The 14,120-nt window shown below is 29.9% G+C and carries 11 protein-coding genes; 8 read left to right on the top strand and 3 right to left on the bottom strand.

All coding sequences use genetic code 11. From position 1 onward, the window contains the following. Positions 1-33 precede the first annotated feature (33 nt). Entirely contained in the window at positions 34-789 is a 756-nt protein-coding gene (locus RSA29_RS05195; protein WP_346942706.1) for a hypothetical protein, read from the bottom strand. Positions 790-1,506: 717 nt separating this feature from the next. Here RSA29_RS05195 and glmS point away from each other — a divergent pair. The 5 genes from glmS to RSA29_RS05170 all read left to right on the top strand — a co-directional run bounded on the left by glmS (position 1,507) and on the right by RSA29_RS05170 (position 8,255). After that, positions 1,507-3,333, top strand: a complete 1,827-nt coding sequence (glmS, locus tag RSA29_RS05190) for a glutamine--fructose-6-phosphate transaminase (isomerizing) (RefSeq protein WP_346942707.1) — start codon at positions 1,507-1,509, stop codon at positions 3,331-3,333. A gap of 468 nt (positions 3,334-3,801) precedes the next feature. Next, a complete protein-coding gene (locus RSA29_RS05185; RefSeq protein ID WP_346942708.1) occupies positions 3,802-3,936 on the top strand; it encodes a hypothetical protein in 135 nt (44 codons plus the stop codon). After that, the gene (locus tag RSA29_RS05180; protein ID WP_346942709.1) at positions 3,920-5,695 is read left to right on the top strand and encodes an ABC transporter ATP-binding protein; all 1,776 of its coding nucleotides are present in this window, start codon (positions 3,920-3,922) and stop codon (positions 5,693-5,695) included. Before RSA29_RS05185 ends, RSA29_RS05180 begins: the two co-directional genes overlap by 17 nt. Further along, positions 5,688-7,451 (top strand): ABC transporter ATP-binding protein, encoded by a 1,764-nt coding sequence (locus tag RSA29_RS05175; protein ID WP_346942710.1) that lies wholly within the window; start codon positions 5,688-5,690, stop codon positions 7,449-7,451. The genes RSA29_RS05180 and RSA29_RS05175 overlap by 8 nt, the downstream gene beginning before the upstream one ends. Before the next feature lie 114 nt (positions 7,452-7,565). Then, positions 7,566-8,255 carry an HAD-IA family hydrolase gene (locus RSA29_RS05170; protein ID WP_346942711.1) on the top strand — a complete coding sequence of 230 codons (690 nt, stop codon included), beginning with the start codon at positions 7,566-7,568 and terminating at the stop codon, positions 8,253-8,255. 119 nt (positions 8,256-8,374) lie between these two features. On the opposite strand, the gene RSA29_RS05165 is transcribed toward RSA29_RS05170, so the two are convergent. Continuing rightward, the gene (locus RSA29_RS05165; RefSeq protein ID WP_346942712.1) at positions 8,375-8,659 is read right to left on the bottom strand and encodes a hypothetical protein; all 285 of its coding nucleotides are present in this window, start codon (positions 8,657-8,659) and stop codon (positions 8,375-8,377) included. Positions 8,660-9,587: 928 nt separating this feature from the next. Between RSA29_RS05165 and abc-f the strand changes: the two genes are divergently transcribed. Next, the gene (gene abc-f, locus RSA29_RS05160) at positions 9,588-11,567 is read left to right on the top strand and encodes a ribosomal protection-like ABC-F family protein (protein ID WP_346942713.1); all 1,980 of its coding nucleotides are present in this window, start codon (positions 9,588-9,590) and stop codon (positions 11,565-11,567) included. A 196-nt stretch (positions 11,568-11,763) separates the two neighbouring features. Here the strand turns inward: abc-f and RSA29_RS05155 are convergent, their stop codons facing one another. Next, entirely contained in the window at positions 11,764-12,657 is an 894-nt protein-coding gene (locus tag RSA29_RS05155) for a LysR family transcriptional regulator (RefSeq protein WP_346942714.1), read from the bottom strand. Between the two features lie 147 nt (positions 12,658-12,804). Here RSA29_RS05155 and RSA29_RS05150 point away from each other — a divergent pair, with 147 nt between their 5' ends. Continuing rightward, positions 12,805-13,653, top strand: a complete 849-nt coding sequence (locus tag RSA29_RS05150; RefSeq protein WP_346942715.1) for a DUF3100 domain-containing protein — start codon at positions 12,805-12,807, stop codon at positions 13,651-13,653. A 1-nt stretch (position 13,654) separates the two neighbouring features. Beyond that, positions 13,655-14,119: a hypothetical protein gene (locus tag RSA29_RS05145; protein WP_346942716.1), complete on the top strand. Its 465-nt coding sequence runs from the start codon at positions 13,655-13,657 to the stop codon at positions 14,117-14,119. The last annotated feature ends 1 nt before the right edge of the window (position 14,120 follow it).

Here is a 14,120-nt window from a genome sequence, read left to right as displayed (position 1 = left end):
ATGTAGATTTGATTTTACAAATCTACATACTCTTTATTTACTGCTAGAACCATCTTTAGAGCTTGAACCAGAATTGCTCATTTTGCTGTTTATTATAGCATTCTCAATTATGGTGTAGAAAACTACATCTTCAACCGATACATCTGAATTGTCGATTATATCTATAATGTATTTAGATGTTGGACTAAATAGACTTCCATTGATGATATAATCTTCATTGCGATCACTATCAAAAACTTTATAGTCTTTACAGAATATAAAAAAGTCAGGTTTAGCATTTCCGAGTTTCTCGAAATTTGCGTCGTAAAAATATTGAATATGGTTTAATTTAAAGAAATCTTTTAGTTTTTCTTCTCCAATATAGCCGGTTATATTAGAATTTGAATCCTTTATTTCAGCCAAACGACTAAAAGATGCATTGAATCCTTTTACTTGAGTTAGACCTAATCGTTTGATTTGACTTTCTCGCTTAATTAGGTTTCCATTAATGTCTTTAAGCTCAAGGGCATCTCCGAAAAATGGGAACAATTTGCCTGTAACTTCACCTATCAAAATACCATCACTAAGCAGGTAATAATGTTTTCTAAAAGATAATATTTTTTTCTCGATTTGAAGTTCTTCAGAACTATTTAATATGTCCTCTAAACTTTGAGTTGAGGGATTTACTAAATCACTAGAGGTGTTTTCGTAAATCCTCTTTTTCTGTGAATAATGGAAAAACAATGTCCATAGTATTAAAATACATATTATTATGGCTACTATTTTTATAATACTTTTAAAAATTTTCATAAAATACTCCTATTATTTTTAAAATCTAATTGTTATACAAGTATATCATTTAGATAGAATCTTTTCTATAAAGTAAAAAATAAGACTATATAGATAAAGCCATTTTTAAATTTTATAATTAACTTTAATGTTAGGTTGAGGACTATGAAAGAATGAGAGGGATTTTTAAACTTTGGAATATAATTACATTTTTAATTGAACAATAAGTAAATACCATTGACCAAATGATGTTATATGAATATAATATAATGAGGTTAATAGAGAAAATTAACCTAGCGCCAGGACTTAAGTGCAGAGGAAGCTCAATCTAATGATTGAGTAAGTTCGCCTAACTAAATCAAAGATTTAGAGGCTCACTTAAGTTGACGAGGATGGGGAGTATCGATCTTCGGCGGGTGCCCCACGGTATCGCACTACCGTTAACGGTTGATAAAAGCAAGAAGTGATTCTTGTGACAAAACAATCTGGTGTAAAACCTTAACTAAATGTGGATAAGTTTAAGCTTAGCCTTTTTTATTGTGGATAGTTTTAGGCATCTGAAAATAAATGATAAGTTAAATAGCCAAGGAGGCTGATTTATTTATTTTTGAAGAGACCTTAATAGAGAGATTATTAATTATTGCATTAAAAGGTTATACTAAACCAAAGGTTTTTCTTATTCATGTAGAGTTGTATCTAAATTATAGAATAAAAAAACATTTAGGGAGGAAGATTTTTATGTGCGGAATAGTAGGTTATTTTGGAAAGAGAGAGGCATCACCTCTACTTATCGAGGGTTTAAGTAAACTTGAGTATAGGGGTTATGATTCAGCAGGAATCTCTATATTAAACGAGGGTGGAATAAACCTTACAAAGTGTAAGGGGAGACTTGCTAATTTAGAAGAAAAATTAGAGGAAAATCCAGTTCATGGATTCATTGGTATAGGTCATACTAGATGGGCTACTCATGGTAAGCCATCAGATGTTAACTCACATCCACATTGTAATGCGGATAACACTATATCAGTAGTTCATAACGGAATTATAGAAAACTATATAGCAATCAGAGAATGGCTTACAAGCAAAGGATATGTGTTCCTATCAGAAACAGATACAGAAGTAATTCCACATCTTGTAGATTACTACTATGAGGGAGACTTATTAAAAGCTGTAATGAAGGCTGCAGAGAAGATGCAAGGAAGCTATGCAATTGGAGTTATAACAACTCATGAGCCAGATAAATTAGTTGCAGTAAGACATGAAAGCCCACTTATAGTTGGACTTGGAGAAGATGAAATATTTATTGCATCTGATATACCAGCAGTTCTAAATCAAACAAGAAAAGTTTATCTTCTAGAAGATAAAGAGTTTGTTGTAGTTACTAAAGATGGCGTTAAAATCTTTGATGAATATGAAAAAGAAGTTGAAAAAGAAGTATTCAATGTAACTTGGGATGCAGACGCTGCTGAAAAAGGTGGATATGAGCACTTCATGATAAAAGAGATTCATGAGCAACCAAAGGCTATTAGAGATACGCTTGCTTCAAGAATAGCTATTGGTAAGCCAATAACTCTTGATGATATCCATATCACAGCAGAGCAAATTAAGAATTTAAATAGAATTTATATAGTTGCATGCGGAACTGCATATCATGCAGGGTTAGTAGGTAAGTATGTAATAGAAAAATTAGCTAGAATACCAGTAGAGATAGATATAGCATCAGAATTTAAATATAGAGATCCAATAATAGATGAAAATACATTAATGATAGTTGTTAGCCAATCAGGAGAAACAGCAGATACAATGTCAGCTCTAAGACTTGCAAAATCTAAGGGTGCTAGAGTAATCGCTGTTACAAATGTAGTTGGTAGTTCAGCATCAAGAGAAGCTGATGATATACTATATACATGGGCAGGTCCTGAGATTGCAGTTGCTTCAACGAAAGCATATGTAACTCAATTAATAGCTATGTATATAATAGCTCTATTCTTTGCAGAGCAGAAGGAAACTTTATCTACAGAAGAATTAGAAGTAATAAAAGCTGAGATGTTAAGTCTTCCAGAAAAAGCTGAAGAAGTTCTTAGTGGTAAAGAAACAATTCAAAAGTTCACAAACAAGACTTGTAAGCACAACGACATGTTCTTCCTAGGAAGAGGTCTTGACTATGCAGTATGTATGGAAGCATCTCTAAAATTAAAAGAGATATCTTACATCCACTCAGAAGCTTATGCTGCTGGAGAGTTAAAACATGGTCCTATAGCTTTAATAGAAGACGGAACAGTAGTAATAACTCTTGCAACTCAAGAAGACTTATATGATAAAACTATAAGTAACATGAAGGAAGTTATAGCAAGAGGAGCTAAGGTGTATGCATTTGCTCAAGAAGGACACACTGAAATAGAGAAATCAGTTGATTCAGTAACTTATATTCCAAAGGTAATGGATTTACTATCACCTGTAATATCAGTTATACCAATGCAATTATTCTCTTACTACATGGCGATCGAAAAAGGCTGCGACGTAGATAAGCCAAGAAACCTTGCAAAATCAGTAACTGTTGAGTAGGGGATAGAATTAAATATAAGATTTTTGTGGAGTAACAATAAAGTTGCTAACAAGAATGTATGAAAAATTAATATAGACATTATGCGTAATATATAAAACATTATTTATATATTACGCATTTTTTATGTATAGGAAAGTATAAGTTAAAATAAATTACGAGAATTACTGAAATTACAATGTTTTTATGTTTTTATGTTCTTAGGGGGTTCAATACTTAGAGCTTACAGGGTTTGAGGCCTCTAGGCAAAATGCTGATTTCAGTATGGTTTTTAACTGAAAATTCTACTGAAATTATTTTATTATATTTTAAATTGATGTACAAGTATATTTCCATTTATATAATTTCATGGTAAACTGTTCGTGAGATAATTAATCCAATTTTTAAATATATTGTATTTATATAGAAAGTGAGTTAGATGATAAAAGCAGGGGATTTTGATACTATTTTTGATGATTGGAGGAATAAAAGTGAATGATTTAAGTAAAGCAGTATTTTTAGATTTACAAGGAAGATTAGGTGGAGATGGATTAGGGGATATAATGGACTTTCAATTCTTTCCATGTTCAATTGAGGTAGGTATAAGCAATGATAGATTTAGATAGGAAAAACATATCCATTTTTAGTATTCTTAGATTATGTGCAAAATGTTCACCAATGTTTTTTGTAATGTGCTCTGCATTAACGGTGATTGATGGTTTATTAGTTCCAGTGATGCTGATAGTTGTTGCAAACTTTATTGATTCTGCAATAACATTAGCATCTAATAACCCGCAAACTTATGTAATGATGAAAAATGCTATATTTTTGGGGATGGCTTATTTATACATGCAGTTTAGTGAAGAATTAAAAGTGTATTTTTATCAGTTGTTCGAAGATACATTGAGAAATAAATTAAAGCCAGAAATCATAAGAAAGCAATTTTCTATTGATTATTTATTGTTCGAGTCAACTGAAACACAAGATTTACTATTAAGAGTTACTAATAATATAGAAAAGAGATTTATTCAAATTTTCAAATCATGTAATTCTATTATAACCATAGCCATACAAGTAATTGGTGTTTTATATACATTAGTTAAATATAATTGGTGGATAGTTATGATTTTTATTTTTATTATAGTTCCAATAATTTTCTTAACTTTTAAAGGTGGTAAGGCAATCTATGAGTCGGAGAAAAAGGTTGGGTACATAACAAGGCAAATGAATTATTTATCGGATGTGTTGTCTAGTAGGGAAGCAAGTGCTGAAAGAACACTGTTTGGTTTTTCAGATATACTAAATAAAAAATTTGAAGATGCCCATCTTTATAGATCCAACTTCAATACAAAGACATTAGCCCGTGAAACTGTAAGAATTAAATTATGCAATATAGTGATGAATATATTTATAATTTTAGTAGTTGTTGCCTTAATGGGACAAGTGTACACTAAACTATTAAGTGTTGGTTTATTTACATCTATATTAGGTAGTATGATAAATTTAACAAAGGTTATTTCAGTTCAATTATCAGCGCTTTTCTTTGAAATTTCTTCACACAATGAATATGTAAAAGATTTTAAAGTGTTTATGGATTTAAAAGAAAATAAAGAAGTATTTGAGAATAAATTTGAAAGTTTGAAATTTGAAAGTTTGCATATTAAAAATTTGTACTTCAAGTATAAAGACGCTAAAGATTATACAATTAAAGGAATAAACCTATATTTAGAAAAAGGTAAATCATACTCTTTAGTGGGCTTAAATGGGGCAGGGAAAACTACTTTAATTAAAATATTAGTAGGGTTATATAGAGATTTTGAAGGTGAAATTTTAGTGAATGGTAAGGATATAAAGCTTTATACTTTTAATCAATTGAGAAGTATGTTTTCTATTGTTTCTCAAGATTATGCCAAATACTATATTTCCCTGAAAGATAATATTGTCTTTGATAATCCTGAAGGAGATATTAGCTCAGTTGTAGAGAAGCTAGAACTCAGTGACTTGATTTCTGATTTACCAAAGGGTGAAAATAGTTATTTAGGTAAAATGTACAATGATGGAATAGATGTTTCAGGGGGACAGTGGCAAAGAATAGCTATAGCTCGTGCTCTTTATAAAGATGCACCATTTATCATTTTAGATGAACCAACATCGAGTTTAAGTCCAACTGCTGAAAGTAAAATTTATAGCAATTTTTCAAGAATAGCAAATGATAAAACTTTATTGATGATTAGTCACAGATTAGGCTCGACAAAAATATCTGATGACATAATAGTACTTGATAATGGGAAAATTGCTGAGCAAGGGTCTCATGAAGAATTAATGAAGAAAGATAATATTTATGCCAAATTATTCAATAAACAAAGAGAGATGTATTATGAGTAAAATAAAACAGATACCTAATAGTAAGATTTTTTTGAAATTAATTAAATATACATGGCTGGCAAGCCCAATTACTTTTGTTCTACTTGTAGTCTCATCACTGATATTTAGTGTTTTACGATATTCAGAGATAGTAGTATTAGAATCACTAATTGCTAATTTATTGAAGGTTGTTAACGGAGCCACCTATGATATCATGATAATACCTGTTGTGGCTATGATAGTCATCTTAATCTTTAATCCAGTTGCCGAATGGTTAGAGTTTTTAGCACAAGGCTACTTTTGGAGACGGGGTAATGGATATATGCAATCACTATATCATCATCGCATTAATAGAATGGAGTTAATTGATTATGAAGATGTAGAGAATTTCGATGATTTTAAGAAGGCAAGCTTAGGAAATCAAGAAGCGCCAAATGGAATCAGAGTCATAGTCCAAATACTATTTTTATACTTACCTTTTATAGTAATAACATCATTATATCTTATCTCTATAAAACCTATGTTGGTATTTGCGCTAATATTAATATTCATTCCGGTTTTAATTTCAGAATTAATTAATATGAGCAGTAATTATGATTTTGAAGATAGAATTGCAAACAGGAGAAGAAAGACTGAATACTTTGAAAGTTGTATGGTTTCAAAAGAATATTTTAAAGAAACCTTAATCAATGGATCTTTTAATTACTTCTATAGTTTATTTGTAAATTCAAATAAAAAATTTAGTAAAGTTTTTGTTAATGTTAAAAATAAGGCTCTAAAAGTTGCTGTAGTTATGAGAATTATAAATACATTAGGGTACCTTTGCATACTAGCTCTATTAGTTTACTATTTATACAATAGTTCTATTTCAGTAAGTCAGTTTGCAGCGATTTATTATTCAATAGATAAAATTACGATAATGTTAAAAAGCCTTGTTTCAAATATTGGAGAAGCCTTGGTAGGGATTTCAACAACCTCTTTTCTTGTTAGCTTTTTAAATGAAGAAAAAGATAGTAAGAGAGAAGATGAACTCTTAAAAACAGGGGATATTGTATTAAGAGATGTAGCTTTTACATATCCAAATGCAAAGGAAAACTCTTTATCAAATATAGACCTAAGAATAAAAGCAGGTACAACACTTGCAATAGTTGGTGAAAATGGTTCTGGGAAAAGCACATTAACAAAAATAATTATGGGTTTGTATAATCCGTCACAAGGAGTAGTACAGTATAATAGTGAAAATGTTGAAAACTACTCAAATTCGTCGAAATTCACTAATATTAGTGCAGTGTTCCAAAATTTTATAAAGTATAAATTATCTGCTGAAGATAATATAAGAATTAGTGACATATCGTCACAGGATTCAATTGAAAATGCTTCTTCACAGATTAATTTAAGTTTTGATGATTTCAAAATTAACAATGAAACTATTTTATCAAGAGATTTTGGTGGACAAGAACTTTCTGGAGGTGAATGGCAACGTATTGCAATTGCACGTGGCTTATATAGATCGCATGATTTAATTGTTTTAGATGAGCCAACTGCTGCTATTGATCCTATTGAAGAGGCAAATGTTTTCAGTGCTTTTAAGAAACTAAGCAGTAATAAGACTTGTATTTTTGTTACTCATAGATTGGGATCAACTAAAATAGCTGATAAAATTGTTGTAATGGAGAAGGGGAAGATAGTGGAAGAAGGTACACATCAACAGCTAAATAATTTAAAAGGAAAGTATTATAGTTTGTTAGAATCTCAGGCTAAATGGTATAAAAGATGATTTAATTCATGGTTGCAAAGGTTATGTTTAAAACTTAAGAAGATAATAGGATTATGTAAATCAATTTAATAGAATTTGAACATGAAAATAGAATTATAAAAGGGGATAAAAAATATGGACAAGATTATATTCTGGGATTTTCATGGAACATTAGCATTTAATGATTGGATGCTTAGCAAAGCTGTATACAAAGTCCTTATTAATAATGGGGATAATACGGGAATATTAATAGATGATATAAAAAAGAAACCAATGAAGGGCTTTCCTTGGCAAGATCATGAAAAGAAATATTTACACTTAACAAAAAATAGTGCATGGTGGGAAAATGCTGAAAATATATTTGCTGAATGTTATAGACAGCTAGGACTAGGTGAAGAAAAAGCAGTTAAATATGCAAAAGAGGTAAGGAGCGAACTTATAAAAGTAGATGAATTTATATTGTTTGAAGATACTATTAAAACTCTTAGATATTTTAAAGAAAGAGGATATACAAATGTAATTCTCTCCAATCATATACCAGAATTGCATGATATAGTAGATGGCTTAGGATTAACAACATATTTTTCGGAGTGTATATCATCTGCTAATGTGGGGTATGAAAAACCTAATCCTAAAATATATGAGTATGCCTTAGAAAAATACAATAATCCTAAAGATGTTTGGATGGTAGGAGATAATATTATAGCAGATGTAAGAGGGGCGGAAACCGTTGGGATAAAAGCTGTTCTTGTAAGAAGTGAAAAGGAAGAGGGCATTAAATATCATTCACATGATTTATTTGGATTGATAGGAATAATAAAGTAGGATAATATTTATTTTGTGTTTTGGCGTTTAATTGGTAATATACAATTTAAAATAAAAAAACTTCAACAAAAAGTGCATTATAAAATCACTTTTTCTTGGAGTTTTTTTATGTATAGATACTATTTACATTCTTTTTCCATTTGTTTCTTTAAATCATGAGCAAATTTCTTTTCTTCTTTTCTTTCCTCTGTTTCTTCTTTTATTAGTTCCTTATTAAGCTTCTTAGCAAATTTTTCTTCTTCCTTTTCAGAAGATTTTATTTCGTGGTTTATTTCTTTGATTAAGTCTTTTGATTCATTTACTAGTATTTTACCAACATTTTTATTGATTTTATTATCTAGTTTTTCCTCCTTTTTAATTTCATGCTTAATTTCCATTTCATTTATTTTTTCTTTTATGTTCATAATAAACATCTCCTTAATATATTCGTTAAACAAAGAATACTACCTTTCGACAAAGAAATCAAATGGTGTTTGGGTTAATACTAGATTTCTATAAAATATAGTATTTAAAATTAACAAAATATCCATATTAAAGCATAAAACTAGAGGCCTATTTGATCTATATTATACAATTTTTGAAAAAAAGTGTTCTGCAAGATAACTTAAAAGAATCGTATGGATTTAATATGAAGAAAATGTAACCTAGATATACTTAAATTTTAAATCTTTATAAAGAATTTATAAATTTTATATTTAAGTTAAAAAGTAGGATTATTTCTGATTTAATTTAGGGTGTTCCTAGGGATAGCTGTTTAAGGTATTTACATAAAATTCAAAAGATGATATAATAAAGAAAATGTTGAGAGGGGGAAGTAAGTTATGACACCAACTAATTGTTAATATTAATTTTTAATTAATATGTATTTTATGATGAGTTTTAATTTGCCTAATTATATTTAGGTTTTATTGTTGTGCTCTTTATGGAATAAGGCATTTAGAAGGTAACTTACTTTACTGGAATTCAATATTATAATTTATGAAGTGTTTCAATTAATATTTTGAAATATCCACCGGGAATTTTTATTAGAAAATTCTGTAGTTAGATATATGAGCATAACAGGATGATTTACTTATGTGGTCAAATTGTTGCTTAAGCATTTGAAAATAAATAATAAGTTAAAATAGCCGAGGAGACTGACTTATTTATTTTTGAAGATGACTTATGTCTGATTTAAATAAATTATAGGTATTAGAGTATTTTGGACTGTAAGAAGATGCCATCTTCTTATGGTCCTTTTATTTTTAAAATTCTTTGGAAATTATTGTAGTTAGGACTTTTGCCTGTCCATAAAAGGTTTGATTTTTAATATGGATGAAAGAAGGAATTTTTATGTTTGAATTATTATTAACTGGTGTAAAAAAATACATGGATGCAACCCTTATTCTCAAGAGTGTAACATTTCAAGTTTACTCAGGAGAAAAGGTTGGTATAGTAGGTGCAAATGGAAGTGGAAAGAGCACAATTCTTAAATTAATAGCTGGAATAGAACCAATGAATTATTGTATTGGTTATCCAGGTGCCCTAAGTCCTGGATATGATGAAGGATTTATTTCTATTCCAAGAGGAGCTACAAGGGCTTATCTTGAACAAATACCTCAGTATCCGGAAGGGGTAAAGGTTATTGACGTTTTAAACTTAGCCTTTGAGGAAGTTCATAGTATAGAAAATGAAATGCGTCAATTTGAAAATGCAATGAAAAGTTTAGAAGGTGCTGCTCTGGAAAAGGCATTGAAGCAGTATAGCGATTTAGTTCAATTATATGAAATTAAGGGTGGATATAATATAGAAGAAAAATTGGGAAAGATCTGCACTGGATTAAAATTTGATGACAATTTCCTAAATAGAGATTTTAATTTATTAAGTGGTGGGGAGAAAACTACAGTAGTTTTAGGAAAACTATTGATTGACAATCCAGATATATTGCTACTTGATGAACCTACAAATCATTTGGATATGGATTCAATTGAATGGCTTGAAAGCTATCTTAAAGCTTATAAAGGAATTGTAATTATTGTATCCCACGATAGATATTTTCTAGATAATGTAGTAACTAAGATTGTAGAACTAGAGGATATGGAGTGTGAAACGTATAAAGGAAATTACTCTGATTTTGCAAAGGCAAAAGAAGAAAATATGCTTGAACAACTTCATCAATATAAGGAACAACAAAAGGAAATTAAGAATATACAAAATTCTATAAAGGAGTTAAGGGATTGGGCAAATAGGGTGGATAATAATAAGTTTTTTAAAAGAGCTGCCAGTCTACAAAAAAAGCTTGATAAGATGAAAAATAGTGACATTGAAAGTGATAAATATTACCGAACTAGAGGTCAATATGTAAAAATTAAAAAACCAAAATTCGAAAGAAACACTATGAAGCTTAACTTTAAAGAATCTGAAAGATCAGGAAATGAGACAATCAAGGCAATTGGATTATCTAAAAGCTTTGAAGATAAAGTTATTTTTGAGGATGCAAATTTATTAATTAATTTTGGAGAAAGAGCAGCGCTAATTGGACCAAATGGCAGTGGTAAAACTACTTTCTTGAAAATCCTTTTAGATGAGGAGCGAACCGATGCTGGCGTGGTGGAATTAGGTGCTAATGTAAAGGCGGCATATTTACCACAGAAAATTACGTTTAAAGATGAGGAGCTCACTGTATTGGAGTGTTTTAGGGAAGATATTTTTATGCTGGAGGGAAAAGCACGGGAATACCTATCAAAATTTATGTTTTATGGTAATAGTGTATTTAAAAAAGTAAGGCACTTGTCAGGAGGAGAAAAAATAAGGCTTAAGCTTGGTAAATTGTTATATGAAGATGTAAACTTATTGATATTGGATGAACCTACTAATCATCTTGATATTGATTCCATAGAAACTTTTGAAGAAGCCATTGAGGAGTTTAAAGGAACTATATTCTTCATCTCTCACGATAGATATTTTATTAATAAAATTGGTGAAAGAGTAATTGCAATTGAGAATAATGGGTTTAAAAGTTATCCTGGTAATTATGATTATTATAAAAGTGTAAAAGTGGAGCTGAGTCTTGAGGCTCCTAAAGAGATAGTGGTAAAGAATGAAAAATTTAAGAAACCAAGGAATGTTGATGAAAATAAAAAGAAGGAAGCAGAAAAAGCTAAAGTTGAAATAAAGATTGAGAGTCTTGAAAATGAAATAAGAAAGATCGATTTAGCTATGGAGGATCACACTTTAGATTATGAGGAGCTTAATAAGCTTTACTGTAGCAAAGAGGAGTTAAGTAAAGGATTGGATGAAGCCATGGAGGTATGGTTAACTTTTAATAATTAGTACTGATATGCATTGGCATCATTGATGAAAAAATTGGGACATTAAAAGTTGTGATAAAATGGATATATTATAAGTTTAAAACTGCGCACCCTCATATCGTATGAGGGTGTTCAGTTTTTTTAATTAGAAATATGTTGATGAATATTTTATATTAATCATAAGACAAATAATGCAAGTGAATAAATATATATAATATTTATTTGGTTTTATTTTTAGGAAAATATAATTTGGAAAAATATTCTTGAACAAAGTCTATAAATAGTTTTGTAGAATTGTTCATATACTTATCATTAGGCCAAAATAACTCTAAAAATCTCTCACATCTAACATCGTTAATATGTAATAGCTTTATAGAAGAGTCATAATTTAATCCCCAAGATGTTCCAGACATAAAACCAATTCCATGACCACCCTTAATCAAAGAATGTACAGTGGAAGGTGAATCACATTCGAAAACTATATTAGGATTAAAATTAGCATAAGTACAAAAAGTATCTGTTATTTCTCTGAAGTTTTCTCCTTTTTCTAAACATATAAAGTCTTCATCTTTAACTTCATTTAAATATATATTATCAAATTTGGATAATGGGTGATCGTAAGAAACTCCCAAGAAAACTTCCTCATTTAGAAGTGTCATATAATTTAGTGCCTTAGATTCAACATAAGAAGAAGTAATGCAAACAGCGAAATCATAATCTAAAAATGAATTTGGAACATGTTGAATCAGCTTAAAGGATATATTTGGATAAAGTTTTCTGAACTCGCCTAAAATATCAGGAATTAAATTAGAAGCAGCAAGTACAATAAGCTTAACTTGACCAAATTCGTCACTAGAAAAGTCTTTTAGTTCTTTAATAGATATATCTACTAAATTCAATATGGAATCAACTCTTTTAAGAAAAGTCTTTCCATAAAAATTTAATTTGATTTTTCGGCCTCTTCTATCGAAAAGTTTAACGCCAAGGTCTTCCTCTAATAAGGATATACTTTTACTTAATGCTGGTTGAGCAATATTAAGTTGATTAGCTGCATTTGTCATGTGTTCTGTATGGGCGGCCACTTGAAAATACTTTAATTGTAATAAATGCATAAGTTGAGAATCCCCCTTTACTCATAACTAAAATCATATGAAAACGATGAATAATATATATTATACATTATAAAGGAATGAAGGTATAATAAATTATAGAAATATTTTGATATTATACAATATTCATAAAATAAGGAGTGATAAGCTATGAAAGAAAGAACAGGAATCAAAAATGCTTTAATAGTAGCAGGTTTAATAACTATAGCGGCAGAGTTTATAGGGCCACTTAAATTTAAAGTTATGGGTGTAAATATAACTATATTAAGTTTAATATGGGCTATAGTTATAGGAATAATTGTTTCACCACATTTGATGGGTAAAATAATTCCGTCACTTAAAAAACTTATAGGAGATGCAGAAATAGATAAAGCACCATATTTATTAGCTATAGCACTTTATCCTTTAGGTATAATGTTTGGAATTAGCGCAGGCCCTCAGGTTGGTATTGTGCTTCAAGCAGGACCAGCACTACTTCTTCAAGAACTTGGAAACATGTCTACAATGCTAATAGCTCTACCAATTGGAGTCGCACTAGGATTAGGAAGGAGTGCACTTGGAGGAACGTTTTCTTTAGGTAGGGATACAGCATTAGGAATTATAGGTGATAAGTATGGTCTTAATTCACCAGAGGGAATAGGAACTTTAGGAACATATATTAGTGGAAGTATATTTGGAACATTACTATTTTCATTTCTAGCTCCTTTAGGTGTATATATAGGAATACATCCATATGCATTGGCAATGGCATCAGGTATGGGAAGTGGATCTATGATGGGAGCTGCTACAGCATCTTTAATAAACACTGTTCCACAGATGTCAGAACAAATACTGGCATATTCTGCTACAAGTGGATTGCTTACATCAGTAACTGGAATTTATGTGGAGCTTTTCTTGTCATTACCTTTAGCTAATTACTATTATAGTAAAGTTGCCCCAGCTATTGAAAGATTAAGAGGAAAGAAAAAAAATTCTAACTCATGTAAGGAGGTTAAATAAAATGAAAAAAACTTTTGAGTCAATCATAGAACAATTTAAAATTGTAATATTTGTATACATAATCATTTGCTTTGGACAAGCGGTAGCTTTAAGAACTCCTGTTAAAGACTTATTAATAGGTAGTGTCCTAAGTTTTTCATTGGTATCACTTGCAATCATAGTGAAGAATTTAGTGAAAAAACCAAACTTACCAGGATTTGCGTGGGCAACACTTATTTCATTTCTTTTAACATTACCTATATCTCCAGTTGGTGGGATAATTGTAGCAAACGTAGGTAAGCTTAACTTTATGTCAGCAGTAACGCCACTATTAGCATTTGCAGGGATTTCAGTAGGAAATCAGCTTCATATTTTAAAGACGTTAAGTTGGAAATTAGTACTAATTTCATTCATAGTTATGACTTCTACATATTTTGGATCAGCATTAATTGCACAACTAGTATTGAAATTTAGTCAAATGATATAAG

Origin of the sequence: Clostridium sp. (genome assembly GCF_036660475.1) — a bacterium.
In the GTDB taxonomy this organism is placed as follows: Bacteria; Bacillota; Clostridia; order Clostridiales; family Clostridiaceae; genus Clostridium_J.
Note: the sequence above shows the minus strand (reverse complement) of the source record. Positions and strands in the feature narration are given on the sequence as shown.

Bases quoted from the DNA above. Each gene is read 5' to 3' on its own strand.
- RSA29_RS05195 (WP_346942706.1), bottom strand. From the start codon at position 789: ATGAAAATTTTTAAAAGTATTATAAAAATAGTAGCCATAATAATATGT.
- glmS (WP_346942707.1), top strand. From the start codon at position 1,507: ATGTGCGGAATAGTAGGTTATTTTGGAAAGAGAGAGGCATCACCTCTA.
- RSA29_RS05180 (WP_346942709.1), top strand. From the start codon at position 3,920: ATGATAGATTTAGATAGGAAAAACATATCCATTTTTAGTATTCTTAGA.
- RSA29_RS05175 (WP_346942710.1), top strand. From the start codon at position 5,688: ATGAGTAAAATAAAACAGATACCTAATAGTAAGATTTTTTTGAAATTA.
- RSA29_RS05170 (WP_346942711.1), top strand. From the start codon at position 7,566: ATGGACAAGATTATATTCTGGGATTTTCATGGAACATTAGCATTTAAT.
- RSA29_RS05165 (WP_346942712.1), bottom strand. From the start codon at position 8,659: ATGAACATAAAAGAAAAAATAAATGAAATGGAAATTAAGCATGAAATT.
- abc-f (WP_346942713.1), top strand. From the start codon at position 9,588: ATGTTTGAATTATTATTAACTGGTGTAAAAAAATACATGGATGCAACC.
- RSA29_RS05155 (WP_346942714.1), bottom strand. From the start codon at position 12,657: ATGCATTTATTACAATTAAAGTATTTTCAAGTGGCCGCCCATACAGAA.
- RSA29_RS05150 (WP_346942715.1), top strand. From the start codon at position 12,805: ATGAAAGAAAGAACAGGAATCAAAAATGCTTTAATAGTAGCAGGTTTA.
- RSA29_RS05145 (WP_346942716.1), top strand. From the start codon at position 13,655: ATGAAAAAAACTTTTGAGTCAATCATAGAACAATTTAAAATTGTAATA.